This is a genomic window from Pseudarthrobacter sp. C4D7 (assembly GCF_013359725.1).
In the GTDB taxonomy this organism is placed as follows: domain Bacteria; phylum Actinomycetota; class Actinomycetes; order Actinomycetales; family Micrococcaceae; genus Arthrobacter.
In genome coordinates this window covers 54,040-72,158 of record NZ_JABFMW010000024.1, presented here as the reverse complement: position 1 = coordinate 72,158, position 18,119 = coordinate 54,040, and the positions used below count along the sequence as shown (strand labels likewise).

The following is an 18,119-nucleotide window of genomic DNA, read 5'->3' as shown; positions in this document are numbered from 1 at the left end:
ACGCCTGCCGCCACCGCATCCGCCAAATCGCCGAAACCCGCGACGGCTACACCGGCAATGCACCCGTGATCGCCAACCGGACGCCCATTTCCTGACCACAACGCCTGCAAACCTCCAAGCTGAAGAAAGACCATGACACCAGAGCCGCAGCCCACCCTGACCACCTCCCCTCCCCAGCCCGCCGCCGTCGTCCACCACCAGGCCTCTGTGGCGCCCGCCCTCACATCCGCCGGGCACCTGATCGTCGATTCGCTGGTGGCCCACGGCGTGGAACGCACCTACGTGGTTCCCGGCGAGAGCTTCCTCGACGTGCTGGACGGCCTGCATCAGTCCAGCATCGAAACCATCGTCTGCCGGCATGAGGGCGGCGCCGCCTACATGGCGGAGGCGGACGGCAAGATGCAGCAGCGCCCGGGCGTCGCGATGGTCACCCGGGGACCGGGGGCCGCGAACGCGCATGTGGGCCTGCACACCGCCTGGCAGGACTCCACCCCCATGCTGCTCTTCGTGGGCCTGATTCCGTTTGCCCACCGGGACCGGGAAGCGTTCCAGGAATTCGACATCAAGTCCTGGTTCGATACCGGCGCCAAGCGCGTCATGGTCCTTGACCATCCGGAGCGGGCCTCCGAAATCGTGGCGGAAGCCATGTTCGCCGCGATGAGCGGACGGCCCGGGCCCGTGGTTGTCGGCCTGCCGGAGGACGTGATCCGGCAGCAGGTCAGCCCGGCTCTCCACCCTGCCATCCCCGTTGCGGCAGGTGGCCTGAGCGGCACGGACTCAGCCGCGCTGAAGGCTGCCCTGGCCGAATCCAGCAAGCCGCTTTTCGTCACCGGCGGCAATGACTGGACGCAGGAGGCAGCCGGGCAACTCACCGCCTGGCTGGAGCGCCACCACATCCCGGCCGCCGCGGAGTGGCGCACGCAGGGCACGGTGTCCTTTGATTCGCCGTCCTATGTGGGGCCCATTGGGTACGGCCGGCCCAGGCCCACGTATGACCTCCTGGAGGAGACCGACCTCCTGGTGTTCGTGGGCACGGTGCCGGGAGACGTGATCACCGACGGGTTCGTGTGCCGGCAGGACTGGAGCAAGAAGAACTTCCTGGTGACGGCGGACCCGTCCCTGCGGGGGCGGTCCGGACCAGTATCCCGGCAGATCCTGGCCAAACCGGAGGCGTTCGTCCGCGATCTGGCTGGCATCGAACTGCCGGTCAAGGAGGCGTGGAAGGCCTGGACCGCCAGGATGCGGGGAGAGCAGGAAAGCTTTGCCGCACTCCCTCCGGCAGCGCCGGCACCGGGCCCGGCGAGGATGGACACGCTGATGGCCAACCTGGTGCCCCGTCTGCCCGGGGACGCGATGGTGACGTTCGGGGCGGGCGAACACACCAACTGGGCCCACCGGTATTTCCCCACCCGCCGGTACGCGTCCATGATCAGCGCCCGCAACGGCTCCATGGGGTACTCGGTGCCGTCGGCGATCGCTGCTTCCCTGGCTGAGCCCGGGCGGCGGGTGGTGACCATCGCGGGGGACGGCGAGTTCCTCATGAACGGGCAGGAGCTTGCCACCGCCGCCCAGTATGGTGCGACGCCCCTGGTGGTGGTCGTGGACAACCAGGAATATGGCACCATCCGCACGCACCAGGAACGGCACTACCCGCAGCGCGTCTCCGGAACGCAGTTGAAGAACCCGGACTTCGCGCTGATGGCCAGGGCTTTCGGCGGCTTCGGCATCACCGTCACCGAGGACAGGGACGTGCCGGCCGCCCTGGATGCCGCGCTGGCGGCCATCGACGATGACGGGGTGTTCGCCCTTATCCACCTCATCGTTGAGCAGCGCGTCAAGGCGTACTAAGGCAACGTGCCGCTGCGGCGGCAGGTTTCATCCGGTGACGCGGACGACGGCGGGACCTCCCGCCGTCGTCCGTTTGCCTTAACTGCCGGGCCGGTGACTGGGTTCACACGCCCTGGCCGGCTCTGTGTCTCTTCGGGCCGGCTACAGCCGGTCTTCGCCGCCCTTGTGGCCGGCGCCGCGGAGATTCTCCTGGACCTTCCCGAACAGGTCCTTGATGGTGGACTCCGCATTGGTGATGACGTCCACGGGCACGTACACCTCATGGGTGGCGGACAAATCGTACTCATCCTTCATGTGGGTTCCATTTCCCACGCCAGCCAGGGACACGTAGACCATGGCTTCCGTTCGGGCGATGCCCGCGAGCTTCCCGAAGACTACGGTGAACTCGTTCGGCTGGAAGCTGATGGTCTGGCCGATGTGGCTGCGGCCCAGTTCACCGGCTTCAATGACCTTTTCCGACTGGCTTCCGGTGTAGTCCATGAACTTCTCCTTCGATCGCCGACACGTACGCAGGCAGTCTAGCGCTGGTGCCTCAAGGCCGTCGCTGTCCCCGGCGCCGCGGCAGGCGATGCGCCAACGGGGCACCGGCGGGGACGCATTTGTTGCCCGGATCATCACGATCCGGGCATCAAATTGCTGCAACTGCTTGTGCCATCGTTGACGCGGGCAACGGCTGCCGCGAAGGTGGTGCCATGAGGTCTCAGAAAATTTCCCAGGGGTTTGCCATGACGACGGCGGCCGCAGCGGCAGCGCTGCTGCTCACCGCGTGCGGTCCAGCCCAGCCGCAGTCCCAGACCACCACATCCGCTACTGGGCAGGCCAGCCAGTCTGCCTCCCCCTCGGCATCCACGCCGCCGGCGTCCTCGGCCCCGGCCACCTCCACCCCGGCCTCGCCAGCCCCCGGCACGGCGCCGGCCGGCGCACCCGGCCTGTGCAAGGCATCGGGGCTCACGGCCGCAACCGACTCCACCGGTGGCGGCGCGGCCGGCAGTGTCTACATGAAGCTCAACCTCACCAACAAGGGCGCCGAGCCGTGCGTCCTCCGGGGGTACGCGGGCGTCTCCCTGACAGCAGACGCCATGGGCGCACCCATCGGTGCGCCGGCAACGCGGGATGAGTCTGCCGGGGTTGCCGATGTCCTCCTGGCGCCAGGCCAGACGGGCACCGCTGTCCTCCGCTACACGCAGGCCCGCAATTACCAGGGCTGCACCGCCGTGGACGCCGCCGGTTACCGGATCTACCCGCCGGAGGACACGGACTCGCTGTTCATTCCGCAGCCCACCACGGCCTGCAGCAACGCGGAAATCACCCTGCTCACCATTGGAGCATTCCAGCCCGCCTGACCAGTGGGCCGGGCGGGAAACCCGAAATTTCCTCAGGCGGCCCGGATGTGAAGCCGGGCCGCCCTGCTTCCTGTCCGGCCGGCGTCGGGACCGCCGCGGAGTTCAGTGTCGGCGCCTTGGGGCATGATGGAGGCATGAACCAGGAACAGCGTCCTGCCGGCGGAAGTACCTCCGGCACGGCTGCGCCCATGGGCCAGTTCAGCCGGCCCACCCGTGACTGGTTCCTTGGCGCGTTTTCGGAGCCGACGCCCGCCCAGGCCGGAGCCTGGAATGCCATCTCCTCAGGCTCGCACGCGCTGGTGGTGGCCCCCACCGGCTCCGGAAAGACCCTTGCGGCCTTTCTCTGGGCACTGGACCGGCTCCTGGCCTCGGCATCCCACACCCCGGAGCCCGCCGCTGCGGAGGCACCTGCAAAAGGTAAACGCCCACGGGCGCCCAAACGCAAGACGCGGGTCCTCTACATCTCGCCCCTGAAGGCTTTGGGCGTGGACGTGGAGCGGAACCTGCGCTCCCCCCTGATTGGCATTACCCAGACGGCAAAGCGGCTTGGACTTCCCGCCCCGCTGATCACGGTGGGGGTCCGGTCCGGGGACACCCCCGCAGCCGAGCGCCGCGGGCTGCTGAGCAACCCGCCGGACATCCTCATCACCACTCCCGAATCGTTGTTCCTGATGCTCACGTCAAAGGCCCGGGAGACCCTGGCCGAGGTGGACACCATCATCATCGACGAAGTCCATGCCGTGGCCGGCACCAAGCGCGGCGCACATCTTGCCGTGTCCCTGGAACGGCTGGATGCGCTGCTGCCCAAGCCCGCGCAGCGCATCGGGCTTTCCGCCACCGTGGAGCCCCGGGAACTCGTAGCCCAGTTCCTGGCAGGTTCGGCTCCCGTGGAGATCGTGGCGCCCCCGGCCAGCAAGAACTGGGACCTGACGGTTTCCGTCCCCGTGGAGGACATGTCAGACCTGCAGGGCGCAGCCGGGGCCTTCGATTCCGGCCCGGCCACCGGGCTCCAGCCGCAGGCATCCATCTGGCCGCACGTGGAGGAAAAGATCGTGGACCTGGTGCTGGCCAACCAGTCCACCATCGTCTTTGCCAACTCCCGGCGCCTCGCCGAACGCCTCACCGCCCGGCTCAATGAGATCTACGCCGAGCGTCAACTGGTCGCGGTGGGCGGCGGCTGGGACGGGCCTGGTCCGGAAGGGCAGGAAGGCGTACCCGGCACGGCGGTGGGACCGCCGTCGGGCATTCCCGCTTCAACGGCCACACCGGCGCACATGATGGCCCAGGCCGGCAGCTCAGCCGGTGCGGATCCGGTGCTGGCCCGCGCCCACCACGGTTCCGTGTCCAAGGACCAGCGGGCACTCATCGAGGACGACCTCAAATCCGGGCGGCTGCGCTGCGTGGTGGCCACGTCATCCCTGGAGCTGGGCATCGATATGGGCGCCGTGGATCTGGTGGTCCAGGTGGAGTCGCCTCCCTCGGTGGCCAGCGGCCTGCAGCGGGTGGGCCGCGCCGGGCACCAGGTGGGTGAAATCTCCCATGGCGTCCTCTTCCCCAAGCACCGCGCCGACCTGGTCCACACGGCCATCACGGTGGAGCGCATGCTGGACGGCAAGATCGAGCGGCTCAGCATCCCTGCCAACCCGCTGGACATCCTGGCCCAGCAGACCGTGGCCGCCACCGCCCTGGGCAGCATCGACGTGGAGGAATGGTTCAGCACCGTCCGGCGCTCGGCGCCTTTCGCGTCTCTCCCCCGGTCGGCCTTCGAGGCCACTCTGGACCTGCTGGCGGGGCGATACCCATCGGACGAATTCGCCGAGCTCCGGCCCCGGATCATCTGGGACCGCAACGCCGGCACCATCGAGGGCCGTCCCGGAGCCCAGCGCCTGGCCGTGACGTCCGGCGGCACCATCCCGGACCGCGGGCTGTTCGGCGTTTACATCATCGGCACTGAACAGGAGGGGTCCGCTTCCACCGCCGAGGACGGCAAACCGGCCCGCGCACCCAAGGGCGGGCGCCGCGTGGGCGAGCTGGACGAGGAAATGGTGTACGAGTCCAGGGTGGGTGACGTCTTTGCCCTGGGCGCAACCAGCTGGAAAATCGAGGACATCACGCACGACCGCGTCCTGGTCTCCCCTGCGTTCGGCCAGCCCGGCAAGCTGCCGTTCTGGAAAGGCGATTCGCTGGGCCGTCCGGTGGACCTGGGCCGGGCGCTGGGTGCGTTCGTCCGTGAACTGTCAGCGTCCGACGCCGGCCCTGCCACCGAGCGCTGCAAGGCCAGCGGGCTGGACGACTTCGCCGCCAACAACCTCATCCAGTACCTCACCGAGCAGAAGCTGGCCACCGAAGTGGTCCCCAGCGACACCACGCTGGTGGTGGAGCGGTTCCACGACGAACTGGGCGACTGGCGGGTCATCCTGCACAGCCCGTTCGGCATGCCGGTGCACGCACCGTGGGCCCTGGCCGTGGGGCAGCGGCTGCACCAGCGCTACGGGCTGGACGGCTCGGCGATGGCGGCCGACGACGGCATCGTGCTGCGGGTGCCCATGATGGAAGACGAACCGCCTGGAGCCGAGCTGTTCCTCTTCGACCCCGAGGAACTGGAGCAGATCGTCACCGCAGAAGTAGGCGGCAGCGCCCTCTTCGCCTCCCGCTTCCGGGAATGCGCGGCACGGGCCCTCCTGCTGCCGCGGCAGACCCCGGGCAAAAGGCAGCCCCTCTGGCAACAGCGCCAGCGGTCCGCGCAGCTGCTGGATGTGGCCCGGAAATACCCCACGTTCCCCATCGTGCTGGAGACCGTGCGTGAATGCCTGCAGGACGTCTACGACCTGCCGGCCCTCAAGGACATCGCCTCGTCCGTGGAGCGGCGCGAACTGCGGATCGTGCAGACCACCACGCAGCAGCCCTCGCCGTTCGCAAAGTCCCTCCTCTTTGGCTATGTTGCCCAGTTCCTCTACGAGGGCGATTCCCCGCTCGCGGAGCGGCGTGCCGCCGCCTTGGCGCTGGATTCCACGCTCCTTAACGAGCTGCTGGGCCGGGTGGAGCTGCGCGAACTTCTGGACGCCAAGGTCATCGACGCCACCGAACGCGAGCTGCAGCGCCTCGCCCCCGACCGCCGTGCCCGCGGCATGGAGGGCATGGCGGACCTGCTGCGGCTCCTGGGCCCGCTGGATCCGGATGAAGCCGCGTTGCGGCTGGACCCAGCCGAGCCTGCGGTGGTTGAACCAGCCGAACCAGCGGTTGAACCGGCTGAACCAGCGGCGGAGCCCGCCGGCCCGGAGGCTGAGCCGGCTGAAACCGGGCGCGTCCACACCGCCTCCGCTACGGCGTCGGAAGCCACCGCCCACCTCCTGGCCTTGCAGCGCGCCAACCGTGCCATCAAGGTGAACATCGGCGGCGTTGAAAGGTTCGCAGCCGTGGAGGATGCGGCCCGGCTCCGCGATGCCATCGGGGTGCCGCTGCCCATGGGTGTTCCGCTGGCTTTCATCGAGCCGGTGGCAGATCCCCTGGGCGACCTCGTGTCCCGGTACGCCCGCACCCACGGCCCCTTCACCGCGGCGGAAGCCGCTGCCCGCCTGGGCCTTGGCGTGGCGGTGGTGGGCACAGCGCTGAAACGCCTGGCGGCGGACGGCCGGGTGGTGGAGGGCGAATTCCGCCCGCACGCCACACCGCAGGGTGAGACGCCACCGGAATCCCCGGCGCTGGACGGGGCGCAGGACGGAGCTCTGAACGGTGCTGAGGACGGCGCCGGCCTGGAAACCGCCCAGGAATCCACCCTTGAGGCCGGAACACAGCCAGCAAACGTGGTGCCGGCGCCCGCTGCAGCCTCCCCAGCAGGCGCGCCCGCCGGGACCACGCACACTGTCGCGAGCGAATGGTGCGACGCCGAAGTGCTGCGCAAGCTCCGCCGTCGTTCGCTGGCCGCCCTGCGCGCGGAAGTGGAGCCGGTGGACGCCGCCGCTTACGGGCGATTCCTCCCGGCCTGGCAGCACGTCAGGACCCCGGGCGGTGGCCGCGGCCAGCCCTCGCTGCGGGGGCTGGACGGCATCATCACCGCCATTGACCAGCTCTCGGGAGTGCCCGTACCCGCCTCGGCCTGGGAACCGCTGGTGCTCGCCACCAGGGTGTCCAACTACCAGCCGGCCATGCTGGATGAACTGATGGCTGCCGGTGAAGTGCTCTGGTCCGGTGCCGGGTCGCTGCCGGGAAATGACGGCTGGATCAGCCTTCACCTGGCGGACTCGGTGGAACTGACCCTCAACCCATCACCGGCTTTCGAACCCGGGGACGCCGGCCAGCGGCTCCTTGACCACCTGCGGAACAACGGCGGCGGATACTTCTTCCGCCAGCTGACCGAGGTAGCCGGCGGGATGGACGCTGTGCTCGGCGACCAGGAAGTGGTGGCCGCGCTCTGGGACCTTGCCTGGGCCGGCAGGATCACCGGGGACACCTTCGCCCCTGTCCGGGCCTTGATTGCCGGAGGCCACACCGCCCACCGCCAGGTGGCCCGTGCACCCCGTGCAAGGGCACCCCGGCTCAGCCGCCTGGGCCGTTCCCACGGCACCGGGCTGATGGGCTCCCCCGGGCTGTCCGGGGGCCGGTACGGATCGCAGGGTGCCGCCACACCGCCCACCGCCGCGGGGCGCTGGTCCGCGCTGCCCGAGCCTGAACTCGATGCCACCATCCACGCCCGCGCCACCGCGGAACTCCTGCTGGACCGCTACGGCGTGGTCACCCGGGGTTCGGTCATGGCTGAGCAGATCCTGGGCGGTTTTGGCCTCATGTACAAGGTGCTGGCCAGGCTGGAGGAAGCCGGCCGCTGCCGCCGCGGGTATTTCATTGAGCACCTTGGCGCCGCCCAGTTCGCGGTTCCCGCCACCGTGGACCGGCTCCGCTCCTACTCGGAGGACACCCAGCTGGCCAAGGCGGATCCTGTGGCCCTGGCCCTCGCCGCCACCGATCCCGCCAACCCTTATGGCGCAGCCCTTCCCTGGCCGGCGCAGAAGGATGACGCCGGTTCCGGCCACCGTCCCGGCCGGAAAGCCGGAGCCCTGGTGGTGCTGGTGGACGGCGCGCTGGTCCTTTATGTGGAGCGTGGCGGCAAGACCCTGCTGGCCTTCAGCGACGACGCCGCCGTCCTGGCGGCAGCCGGCGCCGCGCTGGTGGGCGTGGTGACCCGGGGAGCCGTGGACAAGCTGATCATGGAGAAAGTGAACGGGTATGGAATCCTGGATACCCCGGTTGCTGCCGCCCTCAGTTCGGCGGGCGCCTACTCCACGCCGAAGGGGCTGAGGATCCGTGCCTGAGGGTGATTCCGTCTGGCGGGCCGCCCGCCAGCTCCATGAGGCCCTGGCAGGGCAAACCCTCACTGCCTCGGACTTCCGTGTGCCCCGGTTCGCAACGCTGAACCTGTCCGGCTGGACCGTCGAGGAAGTGGTCCCCCGGGGCAAGCACCTGCTGATGCGGGTGGTGGGCCCAGAGGACAAGAGGCTGACCATCCACTCGCACCTGAAGATGGAGGGCGCCTGGCAGGTGTACCCGCCCGGCGGGAGGTGGCGCAAGCCGGGCTTCACCGCCCGGTGCGTGCTGCGCACGGCCGTAGCAGACGCCGTCGGCTTCTCCCTGGGAATCGTGGAGGTGGTGGCCACCGCCAATGAGGACTCGATCGTCGGCTTCCTCGGCCCGGACCTGCTGGGCCCGGACTGGGACCTGGACGAGGCCGAACGCCGCGTCAGGTCACGCCCCGAGGTTCCCATCGGAGTTGCGCTGCTGGACCAGCGGAACGCCGCAGGGATTGGCAACATCTACCGCTGCGAAGCCTGCTTCCTGTCGGGCGTGCACCCCGCTGTTCCCGTCTCGGACGTTGCCGACGTGCGGACCATGCTCACCGACGCCAAGCAGCTCCTGGAAGCCAACCTGGGCCCGGGCCGCCGCGTCACCATCCTGAACACCCGCGGTATGCCGGTGGGCCGGATGGCGGGCAGGCCCGGCTACTGGGTCTACGGGGGAGAACGGCGGCCATGCCTGAAATGCGGCACACCCATCCAGCGCGGGCTCCTGGGCAAGCTCAACGGTGAAGAGGAACGGGACATCTACTTCTGTCCAAAGTGCCAGCCTCCGCCCGCTAAAGGTCCTGCCGGACGGTTTTAGCAGGTCGCAGTGGCGGGATCCTTGGCGGTCTTTGCGCGGGTGGCCGTCACCATGAAGCGCGGCAGCAGGAGGTGCACCAGGGGCCCGATCGCCAGGGCGTAGACCACGGTACCCACACCCACCGACCCGCCAAGAAGCCAGCCCGCCGCCAGCACCGTGACCTCGATGAGCGTGCGGGAAAACCTGACCGTCCATCCGGTGCGCCGGGCCAGCCCCGTCATCAGGCCGTCGCGGGCACCCGGACCGAAACCCGCACCGATGTAGCAGACCGAGGCCACGGCGTTGACCATGACGGCCCCCGCGAGAAGGCCGATCTGGCCGGCCAAGGGGGTCACCGGCGGAATGACGGCCAGCCCGATGTCCGCGAACACGCCCACCAGGACGGCATTGCAAAGGGTTCCAAAGCCGGGCATTTGGCGCAACGGGATCCACAGCAGCAGCACCAGGAAGCTCACGGCAATCACCACCACGCCGATGCTCAGCCCAGTCCGGTTGGCCAGTCCCTGGTGGAATACATCCCACGGGTCCAGGCCCAGGCCGGCGCGGATGAACATGGCCAGGGAGATGCCATACATGGCGAGGCCGGTGAAGAGCTGGACGAGTCTGCGGGTCATCATGGAACCATGCTTGCAAACAACTGGCATTGAATTACATATCCAGTCTGAAATACTGGCTACATGGCCACTGCCCTCCCCGCCCCCGCCCTGGCCCGCCTCCTCGGACCGTGGAACACCGGTACCGGCGCCGCCTACCGTGCGCTGGCCGACGTCATCCGGCTGCTCATCCTGGACGGGAGGATTCCCCTGGACACGGCTCTGCCCAGCGAGCGGTCACTGTGTTCAACACTGGCCGTCAGCCGGACCACGGTCACTGCCGCATACTCCAGCCTCAGGGAACAAGGCTTCCTGAGCAGTGGCCAGGGCAGCCGCGGGAAGACCCGCATCCCCGAACTGACACCTTTTGGCCCGGCACTCTTTGGCCCGCACCCGCCATCCACCCCGCCGGCATCACCCGGGCTCGTCGCTCCCGGGTTGGCCACCCCTGGAGGACTCATCGATCTGGCGTATTCGGCACTGCCCGCCAGCGGTGAGGTGGTCCACCGGGCCTTCGCCGCGGCGCTGACGGAACTCCCGGCCCTGCTGCCGGGGTTCGGCTACGACGCCCTGGGGCTGCTGCCGCTCCGGCAGGCGGTGGCAGACCGCTACTCAGCGGCGGGGGTACCGACGCAGCCAGGCCAGATCATGGTGACCTCCGGCGCCCAGCATGCCCTGACCATCATCATCCGCACCCTGACGGACCGGCAGGACCGGGTCCTGGTGGAGCACCCCAGCTACCCCCACGCGCTGGACGCCATCCGCTCCGCCAGGTGCCGCCCCGTCCCGGTGGCCTTTGGCTCGGCCGGCTGGGACCTGCCCGCCATGGAAGCCGCCATGGTCCAGCAACAGCCAAAGATTGCCTACCTGGTCCCGGACTTCCATAACCCCACAGGCCTGATCATGCCGGACAACCAGCGCCGCCGGCTGGCGCGCGCGGCTGCCGCGGCCGGAACCGTGCTGGTGGCGGACGAAACCCTCCGCGACCTCAACCTCGACGGCGTGCCCACCACTCCCCTCGCCGCTTTCGGCAGCACCGTGGTGTCCATCGGGTCCTTGAGCAAGTCCCACTGGGGCGGGCTGCGCACCGGCTGGATCCGCGCCTCCGAGGCCATGATCCAGCGCTTTGCCGCCGCACGGACCACCCTGGACCTGGGCGGGCCGGTCATGGAACAACTGGCCGCAGCCCATCTGGTCCGGGCGCTGGAAGAACCGCTGCCGGCCCTGCTGCAGACGCTGCGCGGCAACAGGGCCGCGCTGCTGGGGCTCCTGGCGGAGCACCTTCCCACCTGGCAGGTGAGGCCGCCCGCCGGAGGCCTCTCCGTCTGGTGCCGGCTGCCCGCTGCCACCAGCACGGCGCTGACAGTGCTGGCCCCGGAATATGGCATCAGGCTCGCGGCGGGGCCCCGGTTTGGCATCGGCGGCGCGTTTGAGCGCAACCTGCGGCTGCCGTTCACCCTCCCACCGGACAAGCTGGAGACGGCGGTCCTGGCACTGCGGGCGGCCCAGGACCGGCTGGACGCCGCTCCCCAGCTGCGGCGCTCACTGACCCAGGCTCCCGCCGTCGCCATCGCCTGAGGGCTGCTGCTGGAATTTCGCCGGAATCGCCGGAACGGTGCGAAACCGCCGGAAAGAGACGCCGACCCCGCACCGCTCCGGCGAGCTGGGCGCGGACCGGGATGCGGGAGCTACCCGTACACGCGCTCCAGGAAACCGCCCCAGGCCTTGGCGGTGGCCTCCGCGTCGCCGGCGCCGCTGAAATCGTGCACCGTCATGCCCACGGGGGCACCCCAGGCGTTGCGGCCGAAGAACCGGTACAGGGCGTCTGCAGTGCGGATGCCCAGGAAGTGCTCGTTCGCGAAGTCCACCTCGCCGCTAAGCCGCCCCACGCCGTCGAGCTCCACATCGATGGCGCCGCCCTGCCCCACGGACTCTGCGGAATCAATGCCCAATGCCCCACGAAGCCGGGTGACGCCGTCCGCCGCCTGGGATGCCGCCGGGGCCTGGATGTCGGTGAACACCACGGGGCGGCCGTCGAAGTACCGCAGGTACTGGCCCAGGGTGTGCAGGTAGAACTCGGTGTGGCGGCTGGCGCCGTCGTACTGCTGGTCCCAGTTGTCCGCGAAGATGCCGCTGTGGACGTAGTGGAGCCGGGCGCGGCCGCCATCCAGGGGCTCCAGCACATGTTCCAGCTGGTTGAACCAGCCGTCCGGCCCGTCCATCCTGGACACCAGGTGGCGGGGGTATTCCTCCACGGTTTTGACGTCCGGCCACTGGTCCGTGGGGAACATCCACGCCGGTGTTCCGTTGGTGACGGCTTCCCATACCCGCTCGGGGGTGCCGGGCAGTTCGGTGTCCTGGACGATCTCGAAGTCCCGCTTGTCGCTCATGTGTCCTGCTCCTTGCCTGCTGTTTCGTTGGTTGCCGTGGGGGCATTGAGTTCTTTGAGTGCCGGATGCAGCGCCACCACAAGCCGGTGCCGCCGGCCGTGGGGCGAGCCGCCGGCGTCGTGGTACTTCTCCACCAGCCGGGTGACCTCGGCACCGAGCTCCTCGGCGAACGCGGCCCTGTCCGCCGCCGTGCGGAAGGTGATGTCGCCGTCGATCGCGAAGGTGGCCAGCTTCTGCCGGGCATGGGCGGCGCCTGCGATGAGCTTCCCCACCTCCTGCACCATCCGCCCGGCGAGTGCCAACAGCCAGAAGGCCGAGAAGCGGTCGACGAAGCGGACCGGGTCCGGGGACACGGCGGAGAGCGCCGACGGCGAGATGAGGTAGGACGCGGCAGTGGCCTGCAGGACCCGTTCGGTGACGTTGCCCTTGCGCCGCTCCTCCACCAGTTCCACCAGGCCGTGCCGCTCCAGCGCCTTGAGGTGGTAGTTCACTTTCTGCCGTGGCAGGCCGATCCGCACCGCCAGCTGCGTGGCAGAGGCCGGCTGCACCAGCTCCCGCAGGATCCGGGTTCGGATGGGGTCCAGGGATGCTTCGGCGGCGGCCGGGTCTTCTATGACGGCGATGTCCTGCATGCTTCCAGTCTGACTACCGACAACTTTTATTGTCAAGAACTTTTTTATCGTCGGTTTGGCAAACGGTGCCGATTGGTTGGCACCGAGCCCGGCGGCAGGCAGCGGGCCAGAGAGGCCGGAGCAGCGCCGGTAGAATGGACCGGTGATGCAATCCCCCCTCCCCGTCCGCGACGGCGTCAACGCCACGCGGCTGCGGCTTCCGGACGAGGGTCCGTGGGAAACGGCGATGGACTACATGATGCACCGCTGGGGCCACATCGATCCGCAGGGCATCGAGGACAGGTTCGACGCCGGCGAGATCGTCGGCGAGGGCGGCGTCCCCCTGGACCGGCACACGAAGCTCGAGGCCCACACCTTCATTTGGTATTACCGCACGCTCCCGCCGGAAACGCGCCTGCCGGTGGAACTGAGTATCCTGCACCAGGACCACCACCTGCTGGTGGTGGACAAGCCGCACTTCCTGCCCACCACCCCGGGCGGCACCTATATCCAGGAGTCCGCCCTGGTCCGCCTCCGGAACCAGCTGGAACTGCCGGACCTGATCCCCATGCACCGGCTGGACCGCATGACCGCCGGCGTCCTGCTGTTCTCCACCACCCCGGAAACCCGCGGGAAGTACCAGGTCCTCTTCGAGAAGCGGCAGGTGCAAAAGGAGTACGAGTGCGTCTCTGCCGCCGAACCCGCGCCCGGGCACCCCGCCGTCGACTTTCCCGTGGTGGTCCGCAACCGCATGACCAAGTCGCGCAGCTACCTGCTGGCGGAGGTGGTGGACGGCGAGCCGAACGCGGAAACCAGGATTGAGCGGCTGGAAACGTTCGACGCGGGCGCACCGGCAAGTGCCGGCGGCACCGGTACAGTCGCCATGGGTACAGCCCAGCGCCTGGCCCGGTACCGGCTTGAACCGCACACCGGCAAGACCCACCAGCTGCGGGTGCACATGGCCTCGCTGGGGCTGGGGATCGTGAACGACTCCTTCTACCCGGAACTGCTGGACAAGGCCCCGGACGACTACGCCCGGCCGCTCCAGCTCCTGGCGCGCGGCATCAGGTTCGTCGACCCTGTCTCGGGCAAGCCCGTGGAGTACCGCAGCAGCCTGGAACTCAGCGAAGCGGCCCAGGCACGCCCCTGAATCCCAGGCCCGTCCCTGACCACCGGCTCCAGTCCGCCGCGTAACGTCCCGCTGCAGAACCGGGATCCCTACGCCGCCGGTTTCCCAAGTGCGGTACCTTGTGGCAATGGACTTCGGCAGCGTTGACAGCTGGGGGACGGCCCTCTACTTCTGGGTCATCCCCGTGGTAATCGGCGATGCCATTTTTCCGCCCATCCCCTCCGAGATGCTGGTGATCACCGGAGGGGCCCTGTCCGCGGAGGGCCGGGCCAACGTGTTCCTGGTCCTGCTGCTCGCCGCCGTGGCGTCATGGCTCGGCGACATGGTGGTGTTCCACCTCTTCCGCCGCCGGCTGAGCCATGTCCTGGACCGTTGGAAGTGGGGACGGCGGGTCCACAGCGGCATCCACGCGGCGCTGGCCAAGGCCGGCCGCTCCTCAACGTACGGCACCATCATCGGCGCCAGGTTCATCCCCGGCGGACGGCTTGCCACGTCGGCGGCGTCCGGTGTGGCCAACGTTTCCATCCGCGGCTTCAGCCTCTGCGCGGGGCTGGGTGCGGTGCTGTGGGCCTGCTGGCTGGTGGGCCTGGGCTACTTCACCGGGTCAACCACCAGGCTGCCGTTCTGGGCCAGCTCCCTCATTGGCGTGGCGGTGGGCCTGGTAATCGGCGCCGTCGTGGGCATCCTGGTCACCCGGCGCCGCGGCGACCGGTCCCCGGTGGAGGAGGAGCCCCTCCCCGACGCCGGCTAGACGGGCAGCCACTTGCCGCGGCTGCGCCGCAGCACGCTGAGTGAACCCGTCAGCGCAACGCGTTCGACGGCGTCGCGCATCATGGCTGCCGATTCCACCGCCTGGCGGTTCTCGCCGCCGTATTCGCCCGGCTCCACGAGGAAACGCAGGTTCAACTGCGGGACGCCGCCGGCGATCTGCAGCTGGTGCGCCTCCACATGGTGGCGGGTGCCCAGCGCCTCCACTGCCGCGTCCATGACGGACTCGGGCGCATTGCCCGGCCTAAGCCCGGTGATCTTGAGGCGGGTCTGGAAGGAAGGCATGCTTCCAACCCTATCGAAACGCCCGCTCAGATCTTGCGCTTAATACCCAAACGCCCGCTCACTTTCCCAAAGAAAGTGAGCGGGCGTTTGAGGAAAAGCGGCCAGAAGTGAGCGGGCGTTTCTACCCGGTGTTGCGGAGGCCGGCCGCCACCCCGTTGACGGTGATCAGCATGGCCCGCTGGAGGCGTTCGTCGATCTCTGCCCCGCTGATTCCGGCTTCGGTGCGGATGCGGCGCAGGAGTTCCACCTGCAGGTAACTGATGGGGTCCAGGTACTGGTCGCGGATCTCCAGGGACCGCTTCAGCGTGGGCTGGGCGTCCAGGAGGATGTTCTCGCCGGTGAGCTTCCGCACCTCGGCCACAGTGAGTTCGTACTCTTCCCGGATGGTGCGGAACAGGTGGTGAAGTTCCTCCGGGACCAGGGTGGACACGTAGTAGCCGGCGATATCCATGTCCGTCTTGGCGAGCGTCATCTCGACGTTGGACAGCACGGACTTGAAGAAGTTCCAGTGCTCGATCATCTCCACCAGCTGGGCCGAGTGCCCGGCTTCGCGGGCGGCCTTGAGGCCTGAGCCCACGCCGAACCAGCCGGGCACGATCTGCCGGGACTGGGTCCAGCCGAATACCCACGGGATCGCGCGCAGGCCGCCCAGGCCGGCGCCGGAGTCCGGACGCTTGGACGGGCGGGAACCGATATTCAGGGAGCCCAACTGCTCCACCGGGGTGGAGGCCATGAAGTAGGCGGGCAGGTCCGGGTGGTCGATCAGCTTCCGGTAGCGGTCAAACGCCGCGTCCGAGATGGCTTCCATGACGTGGCCGTACCGCTCGCGCTGGTCCTCGGAGGTCCGCGGGTTCCTGTGCAGGGCGGACCCCTGCAGCACGGCGGCCAGGGACAGCTCCAGGTTTTCGCGGGCCAGCTCCGGCAGGGAGTACTTGTCCGAGATGACCTCGCCCTGCTCGGTGAATTTGATTTCGCCTTCCAGGACACCGTTGGGCTGGGCCAGGATGGCGTCGTAAGTGGGCCCCCCGCCGCGGCCTACGGAGCCGCCCCGGCCGTGGAACAGGCGGACGCGGACCCCGTGCTTGGCGGCGACGTCGCGCAGCTTGCGCTGGGTCTTGTGGATCTCCCACTGGCTGGTCATCACGCCGGATTCCTTGTTGGAGTCCGAGTAGCCCAGCATCACTTCCTGGATGTCGCCGCGCAGGCGCACCAGCTCTCGGTAGGACGGATCGGAGAGCAGCTGGTCGACGATCTCGGCCGAGGCCCGCAGTTCCTCCACCGTTTCCAGCAGCGGCGCGAAGCCCAGCTTGGCGTAGGGCTTGTCGCCGAACAGGTTCACCAGGCCGGCTTCGCGCGCCAGGACGGCGGCAGCCAGGACATCGTCCGCGCCGCGGGTCATGGAGATGATGTAGGTCTCGATGACGTCCGGGCCGTACATGCGCAGGGCCCTGCGGATCTCGCGGAAGACGTCGTAGGTGCCGTCGGCGGCGCCGTCGAGCTTGATCGGGTGGCCGGACAGGGGCCGGCGGGAAGCCAGCTCGGAGCCGAGCACCTCAAAGCGTTCCTCGCGGCTCAGCTCGGCGTAGCGCAGGCCCGGGCCGCCGATCCGGTCCATCAGCTGCCCCACGGCGTCGTGGTGGTGGTCGGCGTGTTCGCGGATGTCCAGGGTGGCCAGGTGCAGGCCGAAGGAGGCAATGGCGCGGCGGACGCGGGCCAGGGAACCGTCCGCAGCCAGGGCCGCGGAATGGTTGCGGAGCGAGAGCTCCAGCAGGTTGAGGTCTGCCATGAGTTCCTCGGTGCCGCTGTAGTCCCGTCCGTGCTCGTGGTTGGAGTTGGCGGACACTCGCTTGCCCGTGTTGATGAGCTTGGCCTTGATGCAGGTGAGCTTTAGCCGGTACGGCTCCTGGGCATTCAGCTCCAGGACCCGCTTGTCCAGCCCCGGCAGCTTCTTCAGGTCCTCGTCGATGGACTCCAGGAGCGGCTGGTCCGCACCTGCCAGGGCCGTGGAGTTGGACAGGATGGAGATCAGTTCGTCGATCATCCCGATGCTGATCCGGATGGCGCTTTGGTTCTGGATCTGCAGGATTTCGCGGGTGACCGCCGCGGTGACGTTTGGGTTGCCGTCGCGGTCGCCGCCGATCCAGGAGCCGAACCGGATGGGGGCGTCCTTGGAGGCAAGGGTGACGCCGTGTTCGCCCAGCAGCTCGGAGAGCTCGGACAGCATTTCCGGCATGGCGTCCGTGAGGATGCCGCCCAGGTAGTAGATGGCGTTCCGCGCCTCATCCACGGGGGTGGGCCGGACCTGGCGCAGCTCGTCGGTCTGCCACATCTGGTCGATGATCTCTGCCAGCTGGCGGTCCTGCCGGCGGCGGCCGGTGGACCCTTCGGCGGTGGGCTGGGACAGGACGTCGGAGAGCTTGCGGATCTTGTCCAGGACGGACCGGCGTGACGCCTCGGTGGGGTGGGCGGTAAAGATGGGCCGCACGTCCAGGCCGTTGACCACTTCCTGCAGGACGTCCGGACCGGCCTGCGCGGCAATGTCCGCCACGGTCTTGGCCAGCCAGCCGTCCTTCTCGGCGCGGCTCCGCAGGCCGCGGACGCGGTGGACCTGTTCGGCGGCGTTGGCCAGGTGGAAGTAGAAGGCAAAGGCCCGCACCAGGTCCGTGGCCTGCTCGATGGGCAGGGAGCCGAGGAGTTCGCGGACCTGGGCAACGACGTCGTGCGCGCTCCAGGGGCCTGTGGCATCCGCACCGCCACGCGCGGCTTCCTTGGATTCCTTGGTCAGGAGCCGGACCTGCTCCACAAGGTCCAGGAGCTCCGGCCCCTGCTGGCGGACCAGGGATTCGCCCAGCAGGGTGGACACACGCCTGACGTCCGCGCGCAGTTCGGAGGCAAGATCGGTTTCGGGAGGTGTTGCAGTGTGAGCCATTGAAACAATCTTTCGAGTGATTTGGACTTGGCTCGTACACTGCGCTGGATACTGTGAGCCACGTTACTAGCTA

General features: G+C 68.8%; 13 protein-coding genes. 7 read left to right on the top strand and 6 right to left on the bottom strand.

Translation table 11 applies throughout. From position 1 onward, the window contains the following. The first annotated feature begins 132 nt into the window (after positions 1–132). Positions 133–1,848 carry a thiamine pyrophosphate-dependent enzyme gene (locus HNO81_RS15560; RefSeq protein ID WP_175319010.1) on the top strand — a complete coding sequence of 572 codons (1,716 nt, stop codon included), beginning with the start codon at positions 133–135 and terminating at the stop codon, positions 1,846–1,848. Positions 1,849–1,989: 141 nt separating this feature from the next. On the opposite strand, the gene HNO81_RS15555 is transcribed toward HNO81_RS15560, so the two are convergent. Continuing rightward, complete coding sequence (locus tag HNO81_RS15555) at positions 1,990–2,328, bottom strand: hypothetical protein (protein WP_175319009.1); 339 nt, start codon at positions 2,326–2,328, stop codon at positions 1,990–1,992. A 212-nt stretch (positions 2,329–2,540) separates the two neighbouring features. On the opposite strand from HNO81_RS15555, the gene HNO81_RS15550 reads away from it, so the two are divergent. From HNO81_RS15550 to HNO81_RS15540, 3 genes are all read left to right on the top strand, one after another. Then, positions 2,541–3,191 (top strand): DUF4232 domain-containing protein, encoded by a 651-nt coding sequence (locus HNO81_RS15550; protein ID WP_175319008.1) that lies wholly within the window; start codon positions 2,541–2,543, stop codon positions 3,189–3,191. Between the two features lie 134 nt (positions 3,192–3,325). Further along, positions 3,326–8,497, top strand: a complete 5,172-nt coding sequence (locus HNO81_RS15545; RefSeq protein WP_175319007.1) for a DEAD/DEAH box helicase — start codon at positions 3,326–3,328, stop codon at positions 8,495–8,497. Further along, entirely contained in the window at positions 8,490–9,341 is an 852-nt protein-coding gene (locus HNO81_RS15540; protein ID WP_175319006.1) for an Fpg/Nei family DNA glycosylase, read from the top strand. Before HNO81_RS15545 ends, HNO81_RS15540 begins: the two co-directional genes overlap by 8 nt. Here HNO81_RS15540 and HNO81_RS15535 read toward each other — a convergent pair. Continuing rightward, the gene (locus HNO81_RS15535; protein ID WP_175319005.1) at positions 9,338–9,958 is read right to left on the bottom strand and encodes a YitT family protein; all 621 of its coding nucleotides are present in this window, start codon (positions 9,956–9,958) and stop codon (positions 9,338–9,340) included. The genes HNO81_RS15540 and HNO81_RS15535 overlap by 4 nt on opposite strands. A 60-nt stretch (positions 9,959–10,018) precedes the next feature. Here HNO81_RS15535 and HNO81_RS15530 point away from each other — a divergent pair, with 60 nt between their 5' ends. Beyond that, positions 10,019–11,512 (top strand): PLP-dependent aminotransferase family protein, encoded by a 1,494-nt coding sequence (locus HNO81_RS15530; protein WP_175319004.1) that lies wholly within the window; start codon positions 10,019–10,021, stop codon positions 11,510–11,512. Positions 11,513–11,622: 110 nt separating this feature from the next. Here HNO81_RS15530 and HNO81_RS15525 read toward each other — a convergent pair whose 3' ends face one another. Next, positions 11,623–12,324, bottom strand: a complete 702-nt coding sequence (locus HNO81_RS15525; protein WP_175319003.1) for an SRPBCC domain-containing protein — start codon at positions 12,322–12,324, stop codon at positions 11,623–11,625. Next, complete coding sequence (locus tag HNO81_RS15520; RefSeq protein WP_175319002.1) at positions 12,321–12,956, bottom strand: helix-turn-helix domain-containing protein; 636 nt, start codon at positions 12,954–12,956, stop codon at positions 12,321–12,323. The genes HNO81_RS15525 and HNO81_RS15520 overlap by 4 nt, the downstream gene beginning before the upstream one ends. A 145-nt stretch (positions 12,957–13,101) precedes the next feature. Here HNO81_RS15520 and HNO81_RS15515 point away from each other — a divergent pair, with 145 nt between their 5' ends. Continuing rightward, on the top strand, positions 13,102–14,085 hold the full coding sequence (locus tag HNO81_RS15515) for an RluA family pseudouridine synthase (protein ID WP_175319017.1): 984 nt from the start codon (positions 13,102–13,104) through the stop codon (positions 14,083–14,085). Positions 14,086–14,191: 106 nt separating this feature from the next. Then, entirely contained in the window at positions 14,192–14,815 is a 624-nt protein-coding gene (locus HNO81_RS15510; RefSeq protein ID WP_175319001.1) for a DedA family protein, read from the top strand. Here HNO81_RS15510 and HNO81_RS15505 read toward each other — a convergent pair. Continuing rightward, positions 14,812–15,117 carry a hypothetical protein gene (locus tag HNO81_RS15505; protein ID WP_175319000.1) on the bottom strand — a complete coding sequence of 102 codons (306 nt, stop codon included), beginning with the start codon at positions 15,115–15,117 and terminating at the stop codon, positions 14,812–14,814. The two genes, HNO81_RS15510 and HNO81_RS15505, sit on opposite strands and share 4 nt — an antisense overlap. A 121-nt stretch (positions 15,118–15,238) precedes the next feature. Beyond that, complete coding sequence (gene ppc / locus HNO81_RS15500) at positions 15,239–18,046, bottom strand: phosphoenolpyruvate carboxylase (protein ID WP_175318999.1); 2,808 nt, start codon at positions 18,044–18,046, stop codon at positions 15,239–15,241. Positions 18,047–18,119: the final 73 nt, after the last annotated feature.

What these genes read in the sequence shown, in the direction of transcription:
- HNO81_RS15555 (WP_175319009.1), bottom strand. Translation starts at nt 2,328, where the DNA reads ATGGACTACACCGGAAGCCAGTCGGAAAAGGTCATTGAAGCCGGTGAA.
- ppc (WP_175318999.1), bottom strand. Translation starts at nt 18,046, where the DNA reads ATGGCTCACACTGCAACACCTCCCGAAACCGATCTTGCCTCCGAACTG.
- HNO81_RS15545 (WP_175319007.1), top strand. Translation starts at nt 3,326, where the DNA reads ATGAACCAGGAACAGCGTCCTGCCGGCGGAAGTACCTCCGGCACGGCT.
- HNO81_RS15525 (WP_175319003.1), bottom strand. Translation starts at nt 12,324, where the DNA reads ATGAGCGACAAGCGGGACTTCGAGATCGTCCAGGACACCGAACTGCCC.
- HNO81_RS15530 (WP_175319004.1), top strand. Translation starts at nt 10,019, where the DNA reads ATGGCCACTGCCCTCCCCGCCCCCGCCCTGGCCCGCCTCCTCGGACCG.
- HNO81_RS15550 (WP_175319008.1), top strand. Translation starts at nt 2,541, where the DNA reads ATGAGGTCTCAGAAAATTTCCCAGGGGTTTGCCATGACGACGGCGGCC.
- HNO81_RS15535 (WP_175319005.1), bottom strand. Translation starts at nt 9,958, where the DNA reads ATGATGACCCGCAGACTCGTCCAGCTCTTCACCGGCCTCGCCATGTAT.
- HNO81_RS15510 (WP_175319001.1), top strand. Translation starts at nt 14,192, where the DNA reads ATGGACTTCGGCAGCGTTGACAGCTGGGGGACGGCCCTCTACTTCTGG.
- HNO81_RS15515 (WP_175319017.1), top strand. Translation starts at nt 13,102, where the DNA reads ATGCAATCCCCCCTCCCCGTCCGCGACGGCGTCAACGCCACGCGGCTG.
- HNO81_RS15520 (WP_175319002.1), bottom strand. Translation starts at nt 12,956, where the DNA reads ATGCAGGACATCGCCGTCATAGAAGACCCGGCCGCCGCCGAAGCATCC.
- HNO81_RS15560 (WP_175319010.1), top strand. Translation starts at nt 133, where the DNA reads ATGACACCAGAGCCGCAGCCCACCCTGACCACCTCCCCTCCCCAGCCC.
- HNO81_RS15505 (WP_175319000.1), bottom strand. Translation starts at nt 15,117, where the DNA reads ATGCCTTCCTTCCAGACCCGCCTCAAGATCACCGGGCTTAGGCCGGGC.